Source organism: Streptomyces sp. NPDC028419 (genome assembly GCF_055565515.1).
Genome location: NZ_JBVHUE010000005.1, coordinates 275,770 through 290,866, shown reverse-complemented (window position 1 = coordinate 290,866; position 15,097 = coordinate 275,770). Strand labels below are relative to the sequence as shown.

The following is a 15,097-nucleotide window of genomic DNA, read 5'->3' as shown; positions in this document are numbered from 1 at the left end:
CCGGACGTTTTCGGCCGGACTGCCGGGCGAAGATCACGAGTTGTCCGATAGTTCCGGTCGGGAGCGGCCCGATATGTGGCACATGACACCTGGTGGTGCGTCAGATCCCGTCTTCACAGGGATGGCTGGAATTCTTTCTTCCGGAGTGGGTGGGCGGCGCAATGGCCAGTGAAATCGTACCGATCCGGGAATCTCCGCCCTCCTTCGAGCGTCTATCTGTTCGAGGCGGCATGGGGAGCCGTCTGGTGGGGAGTAGCGGAGCATGGGCAGTGGTGTGTACGAGAACGAGGACCGGCCGGGTCGGCGAGGGAGCGCGGCGGTCGGCCGGAGCCGCCCCCTGTGGGTGGAGGAAGCGGCGCGACGGCGCAGGATGCCCGATCCGGTGCGGAAGGCCGCCGTGCGGGCGGTGTTGATCGTCTCCGTGGTGTTGACGCAGGCCACGGTCGCGTTCCTGCTGGCCGTGGCCGGGTCCTGGCTGGCCTTCCCGATGGCGCTCGGCGCGATAGCCGGGACCGTGGTGGCCACCTGGGGGGTGCTGGACGTCTGGATCACCCGGCAGACCTGGAACCAGCGGTACGGCGTGGTGTCGGTGCCGAGCAGTACGGCGCGGGAGCTGCGCCGGGACAGGCGGCGCGCCCGACGCGCGGCCCGGTCCGGGCACATACCGGTCGCCTCGGGCGGCATGCGCTGACGGGTGGCGCGTTGACCGGCGGCACATGTCGACCGGCGGACCGGCGGTCCGGACCCTTCGGTGAGGGTCCGGACCGGGGGCGGGGTCAGCCGCGGCGGTACATCCGGGTCGCCGTGATCTCCCCGTGGATCGCCTCGCCCTCCGGGCGCTGCTGGGGCAGACCGGGGCGCAGGTGTTCCTCGACGCTGATGTACTTCAGCCCGGCCCGCAGGTCCGCGTCGTTGCGCAGCCGGATCACCAGCGGGAACTCCGCCAGGGCCGTGGTGTCGAACAGGCCCGTCGTGTACAGCAGCTGGACCCCGAGGGCGTCCGACACCGCCCGCTGGAGTTCCAGCAGGTACGTCGCGTTCGCGCGGCCGATGGGGTTGTCGAGGAACAAGGTGCCGGCGTGGCGCTGCTTGTCCCGGCCGCGGTCGTTGCTGCGCAGGGCCGCCATCGTGCAGTAGAGCGCGATCGCGGCGGTGAGCAGCTGGCCACCGGAGAAGACGTCGCCCATCTGGCCGACCGGCACGCGCTCGGCGCGCAGCACGGCGTCGGGCTTGAGGATCTCCACCGCGATGCCCTTGGGTTCGAGCGCGGCCTGCACCCCGCGCAGCAGCAGGGACATGCCGTCGCGACGGCCCTCGCCGAAGGACGCGGCGCTGTTCTTCTTCACCGCCGCGCGGGTGGCCTCGTCGATGACCTCGCCGAGGCGCTCCGCGAGGGTGGCCTGGTCGGGCTCCTCGAAGCGGATGCGCAGGAACTCCTGGCCCGACCACTCCCCCAGGCCCTCGGGGAGCTGGGAGAGCCGCTGGGCCGAGCGCAGGGTGGCCAGGGCGGATTCGACCAGCCCGCGCAGCCGGTCGACGATGCTGTCACGGTTGCGTTCGAGCTGCTCCAGCTCGTCCGTCAGGACGCGCAGGCGCGGGGCGAAGGCCGTGGCCCAGGAGGCCGCGTGCTCGGGCAGCGAAGCGGCCGGGAGTTCGCGGATCTGCTGGCGCGCGGGGGTGCGTACGGCCTCGTAGCGGGTGGCGTTGGCGTGCCGTACCAGGACGTCGCTCGCCTCGCGGACCGCGGCTTCGGCGGCCGAGAGGTCGCCCGCGAAGCCGCGCAGGGAGCGGCGGGCCTCCGCGGCGCTCTGCCGGGCCTCCTCCAGGCTCCCCCGGAAGGCACCGGAGCCCTGCTCGTCGGCGTCCTCCTGCGGGCTCGGGTCGCGCATCAGGTCCCGTAGCAGGGCGGCGGTCTCGTCGAAGCCGCCCGCGCCGTCCTCGGCCGCGCGGTGCGAGCGCAGCAGGTCGGCGTGGGCGGCCTTGGCCGCCTCGACGGCGGAGCTGTGGGCGGCGAGCTGCGCGGTGGCGGTCCGCAGCAGGGCCTGGGCGCGCTCGACGTCCTCGGGGACGAGTTCCTCGGGGAGGTCCGCGTGCACGGTCCCCTCGGCGGGGGCGTGCCGTTCGGCTTCGCCGCGCAGCCGGCCGAGCTGCTCGCTGGCGGTGGAGGCGCGGGACTCCAGCATCTGGACGAGCGATTCCGCGCGGGCGGCGGCCGCCTGGCGGGAGGGGCCGTCGGAGCCGTCGGTGCCTTCGAGGAGCTGGGCGGCGCGGGTGCGGACCTTGTTGGTGAGGCGGTCGATGTCGGCGAGTGCGGCGCTCTCGTCGCTCTCGGCGCGGGCCTGTTCGGCGCGCAGGTCGGCGCCGACGCCGACCTTCTCGTACAGCCGCGAGGCGGCCCGGTAGGCCTCGCGCAGGTCCGGCAGCGGGAGCTTGGCCGCCTGCTCGTCCTCGGGGAGGTGCTCGGGGGCGCCGGCGATCTCGGCGCGCTCGGCGCGCAGCGCGCGGGCGGTGCGGCGGGCGTCGTCGGCGGCGCGCTGGGCGGCGCGCCGGTCCTCGTCGGCGGACCGGGCGCGCTCCAGGCACGCCTCGGCGCGGGCCTCGGACTCGGCGGCCTCGTCGGCGAGTTCGCGCAGCCGGACCTGCCAGCCGGCCCGTTCGCGCAGCCGGAAGGCGAGCCCGGCGAGGGCGTCGGCGGCGCGGCGGGCGCGCTGGGCGGCGTCCTGGCGCTCCTCGCGGATCCGGGCGGCGTCGGCGGCGCTCTCGTCGGCTTCGGCGCGCGCGGTGCGGGCCTCGGTGAGTTCGGCTTCGGCTTCCTGGGCGAACGACCGGGCGGCGGCGGCCTGTCCGGCCAGCTCGGCGAGGCGTCCCGGCGGGCAGCCGGTGCGCCAGGAGGCGAGGCGGGCGGCCAGCGCCCGGTCCGCGCCGAGCCGGGCGGCCAGCTCCCGGATCTCGGTGTCGCGGGCGGTGGCGCGGGCGCGCAGCGCCTGGCGCTCCTCGTCGGCGGCGTGCTCGTCGTGCATGGCCGGGTTCGGCGGGACGAGGAACACGCCGGTGTCGGCATCCGGTCCGGCGGGCGGTACGGGCGCCAGCAGGGCGGCGGCGGTGCCCACGGCGACGGCGGAGCGGGGCAGCAGCGCGGCGGCGGAGAGCACCTCGCGGGCCCGGGAGTGGGTGTCGGGGTCGGTGATGACCACGCCGTCGACGAGTTCGGGGCGGGCGGCGAGGACGGCCGCGTGGTCGGCCGGGTCCACGGCCTGGGCGAGGTAGCGCCAGCCGGGCAGGGCCGGGATGCCGTGTTCGCCGAGGTACTCGACGGTGGCCAGGACGTCGGGGCCGGGCGGCAGCAGGCCGCCGTCGCCGAGGGCGCCGAGGATGCGGGCGTCGTCGGCGGCGGCGGTGCGCAGGTCGAAGAGCTGGCGCTCGGCGGTCGCCACGCCCGTGTCGAGCAACTCGCGCAGTTCGTCGGCGCCGCGGTCGAGGTCCTCGGGGGTGAGGCCGGGGACGGCGCCGTCGGCGCTCTCCCCGGCGGCCGGGAGGCCCAGCAGGTCGGCGAGGCGCGGGGCGGCCGCGAGGGAAGCGGCGGCGCGGTGCTCCGCTTCGTGGGCGGCCTCGGCGGCGTCGGCCGCGTCGGCGGCCCGGGCGGCGGTCAGTTCGGCGCGGGACTGCGCCGCGGCCGCCTCGCGGGCGGTGTCGGCGGCGGCGCGGGCCACCTCGCGGGCCTCGTCCCAGGCGGCCACGGCGCCCTTCTCCGCGTCGCTGGCGGCCAGGGCGGCGCGGGCCGGGTCGGCGTCGGGGGCGGAGTCGTCGAGCCAGCCCGCGCGGACGGCTTCGGCGGTCTCCTGCTCGACCTCGGCGAGCCGGGCGCGCAGGTGTTCGGCCTCGCTGCGGGCGCGCTGGGCGGCGGTGGCGGCGGCGGTCGCGTCGCGGTGGGCGCTCTCCCCCAGCTCCTGGAGGGCGGCGCTGCGTTCCTCGCCCTCGTTGGCGACCTCCTCGCCCGCTTCGGCGGCCGTGTGCAGGGCCCGGACGAGCGCGGCGGCGGCGGTGGCGCGGGCGGCGAGGGCCGGGGCGGCGTCCCGTTCGGCTTCGAGGATGGCGGCGGCGACGCGCGCGGAGCGGTCGGCGGCGGCGCGGTGGCGCAGGACGGACTCGGCGGCCTGCCAGGCGGCGTGCAGGGTGCGGGCTTCGAGGAGCTCGCGGCGCTGGGCGGTGGCGGCCTTGTCGGCGACGGCGAGCGCCAGCGAGGCGTGCCGGTAGGCGAGTTCGGCGGAGACGGCGGCGCTGCGGTCGCGGGCGGCTTCGGCGGCGGTGACCTGGTGGGCGGCGTCGGTGACCCGCTGGGCGAGGTCGGCGGCGCGGCCGCGCTCCTCGGTGGCGCGGGCGGACAGCCGCCGGGCCAGGGTGCGCGTACGGCGTTCCGCGCCCGCGTGGACGTCGCGGGCGCGGGAGCGCGCTTCGGCGGCCTCCACGATCCGGCCGAGGAGGTCCACCGAGCCCGCGGTGAAGTCCCGTTCGGCCATGAGCTCGGCGCGGCGGCCGAGCTTGTTGCCGAAGCCGTGGACGAGGTCGGCGAGGCCGTCCGTGTCGCGGGTGTCGGTGACGGCGCGCAGCAGCAGGTCGGTGAAGTCGGAGTCCTTCTTGACCGCGAAGAGGCCGGCGGCCTCGCCCTCGTCGGCGTTCATCTCGCGCTGGTAGCGGAAGAGTTCGGGGTCGAGGCCGAGGTCGGTGAGGTGTTCGTTCCAGCGGTCGTGGATCTCCTCCCAGGAGACCTCCAGGTGCGGGTACGCCTTGCCCGCTTCCGTGATCGCGTCGCGGAAGCCCTTCATGGTGCGGCGCCGGCCCTGTGCGCCCGAGACGCCTTCGACGGCGGGGCGCACGGCGGTCGATTCGGCGACCGGGAGGTTGTCCAGGCTCAGGCCGGGGCCGGGGCGGAAGGAGTACCAGGCCTCGGCGAACTTGCGCGGGTCGTTCGACACCTGGCGCCCGCGCCATTCGCTGACCTTGCCGACGACCACGCACTCGCCGGTGCGGGTGTGCTGCCACTCCAGGGCGACGTGGCCGCAGTCGTCGGCGAGCAGGAACTTGCGCAGGACGCCGGAGCTGGCGCCGCCGAGGGTGTTGCGGTGACCGGGCAGCATCACCGAGAAGATCAGCTTGAGCAGGACGGACTTGCCGCCGCCGTTCTCCAGGAACAGCACCCCGGCGGGCGCGGGGCGCCGCGGCGGGCCCGTCGGCTCCTCCGCGAAGAACTCCGCCTGGGTGGGCGCCGGGTGGGGCACCGGCTCGCCGACTCCGCGCAGGTCGAGCACGGTGTCGGCGTAGCGCGCACCGGCGGGTCCGATGGAGTAGAGGCGGATCCGGGACAGCTCGTACATGGCGGACTCTCGTGGTGGCTCGGTACGGGGGGGCAGGTGGCGGCGGGGGCGGCCGGGCGGGGCTCAGGTGTGGAAGGGCAGGCCCGCGTCGGCGGCGAGTTCGAGGTCGTCGCCCTCGGGGGGCGGCAGCAGGGTGGCGGAGCCGTCGCTGACGGCGACCACGCCGAGTTCGAGCAGTTCGGCCATCGCGGCGCTGCCGGCCATGTCGCGGACCTGGAGCTGGTAGCGCGGGGTGGTCCGGTAGGTCCCCCCGGCGTCGTCCCCGGTGCGCTGGAGGAAACCGGAATCGGTGAGGAAGGCTGCGGCCTTGCCGACGATGCCGGTGGTGGAGCCGGCGAGGCGGCGGGCGTCCTTGGTGGCTCCGGTGGCGCTGCGCCGGGAGTAGACCCGCCAGGCGGCCTCCAGGCCGGGGGCGTCGGTGGCCGGGTCGGTGTTCTCGCCGTGCTCCTCGGCGCACTCCTCCAGGCGGCGGCAGGTCTGGCGGACGAAGGCGTCGACGCCGTTGACCGTGATCCGGCCGATGTAGCCGTCGTCGGCGAGGTCCTCGGGGCGGGGGAAGGCGAGGGCGGCGACGGCGAGGTGGGCCAGTCCGTGCAGGAACCGGTCCGCGGAGTCGGCGGTGGCGCGGCGGGCGTAGTCGCCCATGCGGACGGCGAAGACGGAGTCCTCGCCGGCGGCGACGGCCATCCCGGCCCGGGTGGAGACCTCCAGGACGACCAGCCCGAGGCCGGTGGCGACGGCGTCGGCGAGCCGCCCGAAGGCGGGGTCCTCGCGGTAGCGGCGCAGCAGCTCGGCGTATTCGGCGTCGCGGGCGGGCAGCAGCTTGGGCTGGAGCCCGAAGGCGACGAGCCGGGCCGCGTCGGCGGCGTCGGCCGGCGTGACGGAGGCGGCGGCCTGGGCATGGGCGGACGCCGGTGCGGACGCCGGTGCGGACGCCGGTGCGGACGCCGGTGCCGCGTCGGGCTCGCTCCACGCGGGGTGCTCGGCGTGGTGGTCGCTCACGGGTACGTCTCCTCGGGGGCGGTGCGGGTGCTCGCGGGGCGGGTGCTCGCGGGGCGGGTGGGGATGGTGTGCGTGGGGGTGGTGCGCGCGGTCGGCCGGATTCCGGTCGGGGCCCCGGCCGGCCCGCCGGGCCGGTGGCCGGTCCGGCGCGCCCGCGCGGCCGGAGCCACCGGTCGGGCGGGCCCGACGAGCGCCCCGTGCGACCGCGGTGCCGGGTCGGCGCGGGGCGGGGTCATGCGGCTTCCGCGCGGGCGGCGGTCATGGCGGCCGCGTCGAGGAGGGCCGTGCCGACGATGAGGTCGGCGCCGCCGAACTCCGGGTCGTCCAGCTCCGTACCGTCGTCCACGGCGAAGAGCATCCGCTCCTCGCCCTGGCGGTACGCCGTGCCCACCGCCGGGCTCGCGGCGTGCACGGCGAGCAGCGCGACCAGGTACGGCAGGTCCGGATCCTGCCGGCGGGCCTCGGCGAGCAGTCCGGACAGGCGGCGCGGGGCGTCGTGCGGGAGGTCCAGCAGGCGCATGGCGGCGGCCAGTTGCTCCTCGCTGAACCGGCTGTCGTCGGGGGTGGCGATCAGGTCCGGCTCGGGCATCTCCACGCCGAGGTGCTCGCGCTCGACGGGCGGGGTGAGCAGGATCTCCACGAGGTCGGTGACCCGGACCGAGACGGGGGTGCGCAGTCCGGCCCCGGCGGCGAAGAAGGCGTCGGTGACCCGGCAGGCCCGCGACACCGCGAGCGGCAGCAGCGGGGCCACGAGCTGCCCGTACAGGTCGATGCCGGAGCGCGGCGCGGGGGCCGCGAAGGCCTGGCGGTCCTGTTCGGCGCGGAAGAGCGGGCCGGCGTCGAGCAGGCGGGACTGGAGCTGGGTGTGCCGGCGGATGCAGTCCTTGACGATGTCGACGAGTTCGGCGGCGCGCCGCTTGTTCTCGGGCTCCTCGGCCTCGTCGCGGGCCTTGCGGATGTTGGTGAGGATCGCGTTCTCGTGCCGGTAGCGGTCGGCGACGTGGTCCAGCGCCTCCGCGATCATGTCCGGGACGGCCTGGAGCCAGTCCACGGCGCGCACGTTGCGCCGGGTCGCGTCCAGGGTCCGGCGCAGCGTCTCGGCGTACTGCACGGTGCGGTAGCGGGCCTGCTCGGCGGCGAGTTGGGCGTCGGCGAGGCGCCCCCGGCTGATGAGCACCTCCAGCTTCACCTCGGCGGCGATCTGGGCGCTGGTGACATCGGTGTCGAGGGCGCCGACGAGGACATTGACGGCCTCGTCGGTGGTGCGCAGGTAGACGGCGCCGTCGTAGCCCGGGACCTCCTCGATGAGCTTGAAGTCGTAGTCCCGGCGGACGTAGACGCCGTCGGGGCCGAAGGTGCCGTAGATCGCGCGGAAGCCTCGGTCGACGCTGCCGACGTTGATCAGGTTCTCCAGGACCCAGCGGGCCACCCGCTCGTGCTCGCTGGCCGGGCGGCCGGGGGCCTGGGCGGCGACGCGGGGCAGCAGCCTGGCCACTATCTGCTCGTGGTCCGCGCCGGTGTCGAAGTCCATGTTGAGCGTGACCAGGTCGATCGCGGCGAGCGCGACCTCGGCCATGGCGTAGCCGCCGTACTCGCCGGCGAGATTGGCCTTGCGCACGTCGAGGTCGTGCAGCGGCGCGGTGCAGGCGAGTGCGCGCAGGCGCCTGGCCAGGCCCTCGTCGGCGGCCGGGCCCGGCGCCGGGGAGGGGTGGGTCTTGGCCGGGGCGGGGAAAGTCACGACGGAAAGACTAGGCGCTGACCCGGACAACATCCCAAACGGCATGGTTCGGCCGGATCGTCCACCGGGGCCGCGGCCGCCGGGACCGCGCCCGCCGACCCGTCGCTGTTCTACGCTCGCCGCATGGCATCCATGATCACATCCGCCGGACCCGTGCCGGACGCCGCCGGACCCGTCATCGACCTCAACGCCGACCTGGGCGAGGGATTCGGCCGCTGGACGCTCACCGACGACGAGGCGCTGCTGTCGGTGGTGACGAGCGCCAACGTGGCCTGCGGCTTCCACGCCGGGGACCCGTCCATCATGCGGCGGGTCTGCGAGCTGGCCGCGGAGCGGGGCGTGCGGATCGGGGCGCAGGTGTCCTACCGCGATCTGGCGGGCTTCGGCCGGCGGGCGATGGAGGTGCCGCCGGCCGAGCTGGCCGCCGAGGTGGCCTATCAGATCGGGGCGCTGGAGGTGTTCGCGCGGGCGGCGGGGTCGCGGGTCTCGTACGTGAAGCCGCACGGCGCCCTCTACAACCGGACGGTGCACGACGCGGCGCAGGCGGCCGCGGTGGTCGAGGGCGTGCGTCTGGCGACGGGTCCGGGCGGGCCGCTGCCGGTGCTCGGTCTGCCCGGCTCGCTGCTGCTGGCGGCCGCCGCGGAGGCGGGCCTGGTCGCCGTCCCGGAGGCCTTCGCGGACCGCGCGTACGCCCCGGGCGGGACCCTGGTGCCGCGCGACCGGCCGGGGGCGGTACTGGCGAGCGCCGAAGCGGTGGTGGCACAGGCCCTGGCGGTGGCGACCGGGGGCGCCGCGACGGCCGTGGACGGGTCCCCGGTCGCGGTCCCGGCCCGCTCGCTGTGCCTGCACGGCGACACCCCGGGCGCGGCGGCCCTGGCCGCGCGGGTGCGGGAGGCCCTGGGCGGCGCCGGGGTCCGCGTGGAGTCCTTCGCGTGAGCACGGGCACGGGTACCGGTACGGGTGGCCCCGCCCCCGCCACGCGCGTGCTGCGGGTGGGGCGGGAGGCCTTGCTCTGCGAGGTGGATTCGGCGGCCGGGGTGGCCGCGCTGCACGCGGAGCTGGTGCGGCGCCGCGACGCGGGCGAGTTGGGCGGCGTGCGGGAGATCGTGCCGGCCGCGCGGACCGTGCTGCTCGACGGGGTGCGGGAGCCCGGCGCGCTCGCCGCCCGGATCGGCGGCTGGCGGGTGCCGGCGCTCGCGCCGGCCGAGGGGCCGCTGGTGCGGGTGGCGGTGCGCTACGACGGGCCGGACCTGGCCGAGGTGGCCGCGCTGTGGGACGTACCGCCCGCCCGGGTGCCGGCGATCGTCGGCGGGACGGAGTTCCGGGTGGCCTTCTGCGGTTTCGCGCCGGGCTTCGGCTACCTCACCGGGCTCCCGGAGCGCTTCCGGCCGCCCCGCCGGGCCAGCCCGCGGACGTCCGTGCCGGCGGGCTCGCTCGCTCTGGCGGGCGAGTACGCGGGGGTGTACCCGCGCTCCTCCCCGGGCGGCTGGCAGCTGATCGGTTCCACGGACGCGGTGCTGTGGGACCCGGCGCGCGAACCGGCCGCGCTCTTCGCGCCCGGCGTGCGGGTCCGTTTCGTGGCGGCGGCCGCGTGACGCGCGCGCAGGGCCGCGGCGGCGGGGACGCGCGCCTCGAAGTGGTGCGGGCCGGGGCGCTGACCACCCTGCAGGACCTCGGCCGGCCCGGGTACGCGCACCTCGGCGTGCCGCGCTCCGGCGCGCTGGACGCGCCCGCGCACGCCCTCGCCAACCGCCTCCTGGGCAACCCCGCCGACGCGGCGACCTTGGAGACCACCCTGGACGGGGTCGCTCTGCGCGCCCTGGCGCCGGTCACGGTGGCGGTCACGGGGGCGCCCTGTGCCGTACGGGCGGCGGGTCGTCCGGCGGCCTGGAGCGCGCCGGTGCGGCTCGCCGCCGGCGCGGTGCTGGAGGTCGGCCCCGCGCTCGGCGGTGTGCGCAGCTACGTCGCCGTGCGCGGCGGGTTCGCGGTGCCCCCGGTCCTGGGCAGCCGCTCGACGGACCTGTTGTCGGGTCTCGGGCCGCCGGTCCTGACGGCGGGCACGGTCCTGCCGGTGGGGGCGCCCGCGGGGCCGGTCGTGGGGGCGGACGTCCTGCGGCTGCCCGCGCCGCCGGCGGAGCTGGTCCTTCCGGTGCTCCTCGGCCCCCGGCACGACTGGTTCACGGCCGCGTCCGTCGCCGCCCTGGGGAGGGCGCGCTACCGGGTCTCCTCGGCGGGCAACCGGATCGGCCTGCGCACCGAGGGCGGGCCGCCGCTGGTGCGCGCCCGCGGCGGGGAGCTGCCCAGCGAGGGCATGGTCCTGGGGGCGGTGCAGGTGCCGCCGGACGGGCTGCCCGTGGTGTTCCTGGCCGACCACCCGGTCACCGGGGGCTATCCGGTGCTGGGGGTGGTCGCGGCCGCGGCGCTCCACCGCGCCGCCCAGGCGCGGCCGGGGACCCCGGTGCGTTTCGTCACGACGGGCTGAGCCCGGGGCGGGCGACCGTACGGGGTGCGGAACGAGGCGGGGCGGGGAGAGGAAGTGATCGCCTCCTCGTCCCCGCCCCCGCGTCCTCGAACGCCGCGCGCCGTGTGCCGTACGGCTCTCGCCGGATGCCGGCTACACGGCGGACTCCGGTGCGATCCGGTTGCGGACCGCCGACTGCACGTCTTCCTCTTCCGCCGGATCCGCCGCCAGCCGGCGCAGCCGCGGGGCGACCCGGGCGTCGGCGGTCTCGGCGTGGTGGGCGGCCACCTCGCGGGTGGTCTCCTCGCAGTCCCACAGGCACTCGACCGCGAAGCCCGCCGCGAAGGACGGGTCGGTGCTGGCCAGGGCCCGCGCGGCGCGGCCGCGCAGGTGGGACGAGGCGGTCTCGCGGTAGATGTGGCGCAGGACGGGCGCGGCGCAGCCGATGGCGAGCCGTCCCGCGCCGTCCACCAGGGTGAAGAGCCGTACGGTGTCGGGTCCGGCCCCGCGGACCGTCGCGCGCAGCGCGCCGAGCACGGCGTTGGCGTCCTCGGCTCCGCCACGGGCGGCCAGCAGGGCCGCAGCCGCCGCGCCCAGGGCGTCGGGGCGGTGCACCCAGGCCCGGGCCCGGTCGAGGGCGGCGGGGCCGCACATGCGCTCGTAGGCGGCCACGGCGGGCTCGTCGCCGGCGGCCTCGATCAGGTCGAGGACGGCCGGGTTCTCCGGCTCGGCCAGGACGAGGTGGTGCAGCGCGGTGGCGCGGGCGGCCTCGCCGGAGGCTCCCGCGGCGGCGGCCAGGATCGCCGACCGGTCCTCCGGGGTGGCGACGGCGGCCAGGCAGCGGGCGGCGGGGACGTGCAGCGGCGTACCGCGCAGCAGCCCGTCCGCGGCCCAGTCGAAGACGGCCTGGACGCCCCAGCCCGGGCGGGGCCCGGACGGGGTGAGCTGCCGCTGCCAGCGGTCGAAGGAGCCCTGCTGGCGGGCGGCGCGCAGCCGCTCGCCGAACTCGGCGCCCCCTTCCCACAGGCTCCACGGGCGCGGTTCGTAGGCGTCGCGGACGGCGGCCGCGAGCAGCGCCCCGCCCTCGACCGTGTCGGGGAACCGGGCCATGACGGGCCCGGCCAGGGCGCGCAGCCCGGCGTCGTCGTCGCGCAGCGCGAGCTCGTCGAGGGCCCAGGCCCAGTTCGAGCCGGCGGCGGCGTAGCGGCGCAGCAGCATCAGCGCGTCGTCGCGGCCGTACGAGGCCAGGTGGCCGAGGACGGACAGGGCGAGCCCGGTGCGGCCCTCGGCGTCGTCGAGGAGGTCTTCGGCGCTGAAGAGGTGCGCCTCGATCTCGCCGAGCGGACCGCTGAGGTCCAGGTACAGGCGGGCGTAGTACAGGGAGCGGTTCTCGACCTGCCAGTCCTGGCGCGGATCTCGCAGCACGCACTGGTTGAGGGCCGCGAGGGCCTCCGCCCGGGGCGCGGCGAGCGCGTGCAGCGTGCCGTCGCCGCGGCCGCGCTGGAGGAGACCGAGCAGGGTCCCGCTCGGCGCTATGACTGGTTCGAACATGGGAAGGGCCTCAAATCAAGCTGGGGACGCGACCGGGAATCGGGATTCACAGGGCCGCGTAACAGCATGTGAGGACGTTCGCCGTCTTGTTCCGCTCGATGTAGACCATTGCCTTCTCACTCTCTCGGTGCGTCGCGTCCGGCGGCCGGACCGGGCGGGGACCTGTCTTGTCCTGCCCGTTCCTGCCCGTCCGCCTGGTTCGCGAATCGAATCCGTCGCCATGATGACCCAGCCGGTTTGTGCACCGCGACCACATTTAAGGCCGCCGTGATCAACCCGGGACGTACGCCCCCGTGAAAACGGACTACTTGGCTCCGAAGAGTTCGAGCAAGTCGGCCTTCCCGAACATGCGCGCGGTGTCGACCGCGGACGGCGTGCCCGCGTTCGGGTCGGCTCCCCCGGCGAGCAGGGCGCGGATCACCGGCTCCTCGCCCTTGAAGACGGCGCCGGCGAGCGGGGTCTGACCGCGGTCGTTGGCGCGATCGCCCTCGGCGCCGCGGGCGAGCAGGGCCGTCACCGCCTCGGCGTGGCCGTGGTAGGCGGCGAGCATGACGAGGGTGTCGCCGCGGTCGTTGGTGAGGTTCGCCGGGACGCCCGCGTCGAGGTACGCGACGAGCGTCTCGGTGTCACCCTGCCGGGCGAGGTCGAAGATCTTGGTGGCCAGTTCGATGACGTCCTCGTCGGGAACCTCGGGGGCGTCCTGGTGGCCGTTCTCGGCGTGCTCGCTCATCGGGTCGTACCGCCTCTCATTGGCTGCCTGGCGTGAAGTTTCCCCAGGCCGGGCGGGCAGGGGAACGCACGGCACTGCGTCCGTACGGGTGAATCGACAGAGTACTGCCCGCACCGGGACATGGCGGGGCCGGACCGAGGCAAAGATCCCCCCGCACGGGGGAGCGCGACGGGAGCGACGGCGGAGCGGGCCCGGAGCCGGTCCGGAGCCGGCTCGGAGCCGACTCGGAGCCGGTCCGACTGGTCCGGATCGGTGAAAAATTACAGGAATCACCCATCTGCACCTTTTATCGCATTGATACTTGCTGTGAGCCTGGAACAACTGATGGTGACTGTCCCCACCCACCAGGAGAGCTTGGAGAGCTTCTTATGGTCCTGTCCATCTCAGGTGTCGTCCTGCTCGGCATCATCTGCTTCCTCTTCTTCAAGAAGGACGGGATGAAGCTGTCCCATGCGTTCGTCTGTGCGCTGTTCGGCTTCTTCCTCGCCGGATCGGCCATCGCCCCGAGCATCACGGCCAGTACGGCCAGCCTCGCGAGCCTCCTCGGCGGCATCAAGCTCTGACCGGCCCGACCCCCGCCCGTACCAGCAGCACCGAAGAACCACAGGAGACGCCCGTGGCCCGGCGCCCACTTCCCCGCATCCTCATCAGCGGCAACGCCTCGCTGAGCCGGGGTCGCGACCTCGCTCGCACGGCCGCCGACAACGCCACGGACGTCCTCCATCCGCTGCTGACCATCGGGCGGGGCCTGCGCGTCCTGGCCACGGCCGGGCGGCGCAGGTGGGCGGCCACCCCCAAGGACCGGCGTGGTCCCGCGCTGTTCCTGGGGGCGGCCTGCGTGCTGGTGGTCGCGCTCGTGCCGTACGGACCGTTGATCGCCCTGGTCACCCTCATGGCGGCGGCCGGCTGGCACGGGCGGGACCGCACCCCCGTGCGGACCGGGCCCAGCGAGGCGGAGACCGAGCGCCTGTGCTCCCTCTACGAGGCCCTCGTCCCCTACTTCTCCCTCCCCGAGGACCCCAGCCCGCTCTTCGCCCACGGCGGCGAGTGGGACAAGGTCTTCAGCGACTTCGCCTTCGACGACGCGGGCCGGCTCACCCGGCTGCGGATCCGCTACCCGGCGTACTTCACCGACGGCGAGGCCTCCTCGCGGGCGCGCATCGAGTCCCTGCTGCACGCCAAGTCGGGGCGCGGGCGCGAGTACCTCTTCGCCTGGGACGAGGAGGGCAACCAGCTCGACCTGAGCGTGCTGGCGGCGCTGCCCACGAGCATCGCCGCCCAGCCCTTCGTGACCTCGCCGGGCGAGACCGTCCTCGGCTTCACCGACGCGTCCTCGGTGCAGCGCACGCTGCCGGTGGCCGACGGCGAGGAGACCCGCGACGCGCCGCCGGTGATCTGGCGCACCGGCCCCCGCTCCACCGAGCCGCACCTGCTCGCCGTCGGCCAACCCGGCAGCGGCACCTCCACCCTGCTGCGCTCCATCGCCCTGCAGGCCCTCCAGCACGGCGGTGACGTCGTGGTGGTCGAGGGCGGTGGCAGCGGCGAGTACTCCTGCCTCTCGGGGCGCACGGGCGTGCTCGCCGTGGAGAGCGGGCCGGCCGGGGCGCTCGCGATCCTGGAGTGGGCCGCGCACGAGACCGAGCGCCGGCTCATCGCCGGGCACCGGGCCCGCGAGGCGGGGCAACCCGCCCCCGAGGACGTCCGGCGCCCCCTGTGGATCCTGCTGGACCGGCCGAGCGTGCTCGGCCACCTGGCATCGGCCGAGGGCCGCCCCGATCCGCTGGGCCTGCTCCAGGTCCCGCTGCGGCACGGGCGGGCCGTCCACGTCACGGTGGTGGTGGCCGAGCAGTTCGACCACCTGGAGTTCCTCAGCGACGCGGTGTGGCAGCACACCCGGGCCCGGACCGTGCTCGGGCCCGCCGCCATCCACCAGATCGCCGAGGTCCTCGGGGTGCCCCCGCACACCACGCCGACCCCGCAGGTCCCGCCCGGCCGCGGGTACGCCCGGCTCGGGTCGGGTCCGGTGCACCGGCTCCAGGTCCCGGCCACCCCGGACCCGTACGACGACGCGGCGCACCCGGTGCACCGCGAGGCCGTGCTGGCCCTGCTGCCCGAGCGCGCCCGCACCACCCTGTCGAAGCCGCCGCGCCCGCACCCGGACCGGGCCCCGGCCCAGGGCGCCGCGATCGACGCCTCCGAGATCCCCGAGGTCGCGGCGGACGCGGCGGACGCGCTGTAGACCG

General features: G+C 76.1%; 12 protein-coding genes. 6 read left to right on the top strand and 6 right to left on the bottom strand.

Annotated elements, in window-relative coordinates:
• Positions 1-262: 262 nt before the first annotated feature.
• Entirely contained in the window at positions 263-691 is a 429-nt protein-coding gene (locus ACZ4UB_RS08930; RefSeq protein ID WP_468069230.1) for a hypothetical protein, read from the top strand.
• Between the two features lie 85 nt (positions 692-776).
• Here ACZ4UB_RS08930 and ACZ4UB_RS08925 read toward each other — a convergent pair whose 3' ends face one another.
• The 4 genes from ACZ4UB_RS08925 to ACZ4UB_RS08910 form a co-directional block, all read right to left on the bottom strand.
• Entirely contained in the window at positions 777-5,372 is a 4,596-nt protein-coding gene (locus ACZ4UB_RS08925; RefSeq protein ID WP_468069229.1) for a hypothetical protein, read from the bottom strand.
• A gap of 63 nt (positions 5,373-5,435) precedes the next feature.
• Positions 5,436-6,374 (bottom strand): hypothetical protein, encoded by a 939-nt coding sequence (locus ACZ4UB_RS08920; RefSeq protein WP_468069228.1) that lies wholly within the window; start codon positions 6,372-6,374, stop codon positions 5,436-5,438.
• On the bottom strand, positions 6,371-6,610 hold the full coding sequence (locus ACZ4UB_RS08915) for a hypothetical protein (RefSeq protein ID WP_468069226.1): 240 nt from the start codon (positions 6,608-6,610) through the stop codon (positions 6,371-6,373). Before ACZ4UB_RS08915 ends, ACZ4UB_RS08920 begins: the two co-directional genes overlap by 4 nt.
• Positions 6,607-8,145 (bottom strand): hypothetical protein, encoded by a 1,539-nt coding sequence (locus tag ACZ4UB_RS08910; RefSeq protein ID WP_468069225.1) that lies wholly within the window; start codon positions 8,143-8,145, stop codon positions 6,607-6,609. The genes ACZ4UB_RS08915 and ACZ4UB_RS08910 overlap by 4 nt, the downstream gene beginning before the upstream one ends.
• Positions 8,146-8,244: 99 nt before the next feature.
• Between ACZ4UB_RS08910 and ACZ4UB_RS08905 the strand changes: the two genes are divergently transcribed.
• Genes ACZ4UB_RS08905 through ACZ4UB_RS08895 form a run of 3 tightly spaced genes read left to right on the top strand, consistent with a single transcriptional unit; the run spans position 8,245 to position 10,594 of the window.
• Positions 8,245-9,048, top strand: a complete 804-nt coding sequence (locus ACZ4UB_RS08905; RefSeq protein ID WP_468069257.1) for a LamB/YcsF family protein — start codon at positions 8,245-8,247, stop codon at positions 9,046-9,048.
• Complete coding sequence (locus ACZ4UB_RS08900; RefSeq protein WP_468069223.1) at positions 9,045-9,707, top strand: 5-oxoprolinase subunit B family protein; 663 nt, start codon at positions 9,045-9,047, stop codon at positions 9,705-9,707. The genes ACZ4UB_RS08905 and ACZ4UB_RS08900 overlap by 4 nt, the downstream gene beginning before the upstream one ends.
• Entirely contained in the window at positions 9,704-10,594 is an 891-nt protein-coding gene (locus ACZ4UB_RS08895; RefSeq protein ID WP_468069222.1) for a 5-oxoprolinase subunit C family protein, read from the top strand. Before ACZ4UB_RS08900 ends, ACZ4UB_RS08895 begins: the two co-directional genes overlap by 4 nt.
• Positions 10,595-10,726: 132 nt before the next feature.
• On the opposite strand, the gene ACZ4UB_RS08890 is transcribed toward ACZ4UB_RS08895, so the two are convergent.
• Together ACZ4UB_RS08890 and ACZ4UB_RS08885 are read right to left on the bottom strand one after the other, a co-directional pair.
• Complete coding sequence (locus ACZ4UB_RS08890; protein ID WP_468069221.1) at positions 10,727-12,124, bottom strand: HEAT repeat domain-containing protein; 1,398 nt, start codon at positions 12,122-12,124, stop codon at positions 10,727-10,729.
• Positions 12,125-12,428: 304 nt separating this feature from the next.
• Positions 12,429-12,854: an ankyrin repeat domain-containing protein gene (locus ACZ4UB_RS08885; RefSeq protein WP_468069220.1), complete on the bottom strand. Its 426-nt coding sequence runs from the start codon at positions 12,852-12,854 to the stop codon at positions 12,429-12,431.
• Between the two features lie 368 nt (positions 12,855-13,222).
• Between ACZ4UB_RS08885 and ACZ4UB_RS08880 the strand changes: the two genes are divergently transcribed.
• Entirely contained in the window at positions 13,223-13,417 is a 195-nt protein-coding gene (locus tag ACZ4UB_RS08880; protein WP_008743136.1) for a hypothetical protein, read from the top strand.
• Positions 13,418-13,470: 53 nt separating this feature from the next.
• On the top strand, positions 13,471-15,093 hold the full coding sequence (locus tag ACZ4UB_RS08875; protein WP_468069219.1) for a hypothetical protein: 1,623 nt from the start codon (positions 13,471-13,473) through the stop codon (positions 15,091-15,093).
• The last annotated feature ends 4 nt before the right edge of the window (positions 15,094-15,097 follow it).

Bases quoted from the DNA above. Each gene is read 5' to 3' on its own strand.
- ACZ4UB_RS08930 (WP_468069230.1), top strand. From the start codon at position 263: ATGGGCAGTGGTGTGTACGAGAACGAGGACCGGCCGGGTCGGCGAGGG.
- ACZ4UB_RS08925 (WP_468069229.1), bottom strand. From the start codon at position 5,372: ATGTACGAGCTGTCCCGGATCCGCCTCTACTCCATCGGACCCGCCGGT.
- ACZ4UB_RS08915 (WP_468069226.1), bottom strand. From the start codon at position 6,610: ATGACCCCGCCCCGCGCCGACCCGGCACCGCGGTCGCACGGGGCGCTC.
- ACZ4UB_RS08910 (WP_468069225.1), bottom strand. From the start codon at position 8,145: ATGTTGTCCGGGTCAGCGCCTAGTCTTTCCGTCGTGACTTTCCCCGCC.
- ACZ4UB_RS08905 (WP_468069257.1), top strand. From the start codon at position 8,245: ATGATCACATCCGCCGGACCCGTGCCGGACGCCGCCGGACCCGTCATC.
- ACZ4UB_RS08890 (WP_468069221.1), bottom strand. From the start codon at position 12,124: ATGTTCGAACCAGTCATAGCGCCGAGCGGGACCCTGCTCGGTCTCCTC.
- ACZ4UB_RS08885 (WP_468069220.1), bottom strand. From the start codon at position 12,854: ATGAGCGAGCACGCCGAGAACGGCCACCAGGACGCCCCCGAGGTTCCC.
- ACZ4UB_RS08880 (WP_008743136.1), top strand. From the start codon at position 13,223: ATGGTCCTGTCCATCTCAGGTGTCGTCCTGCTCGGCATCATCTGCTTC.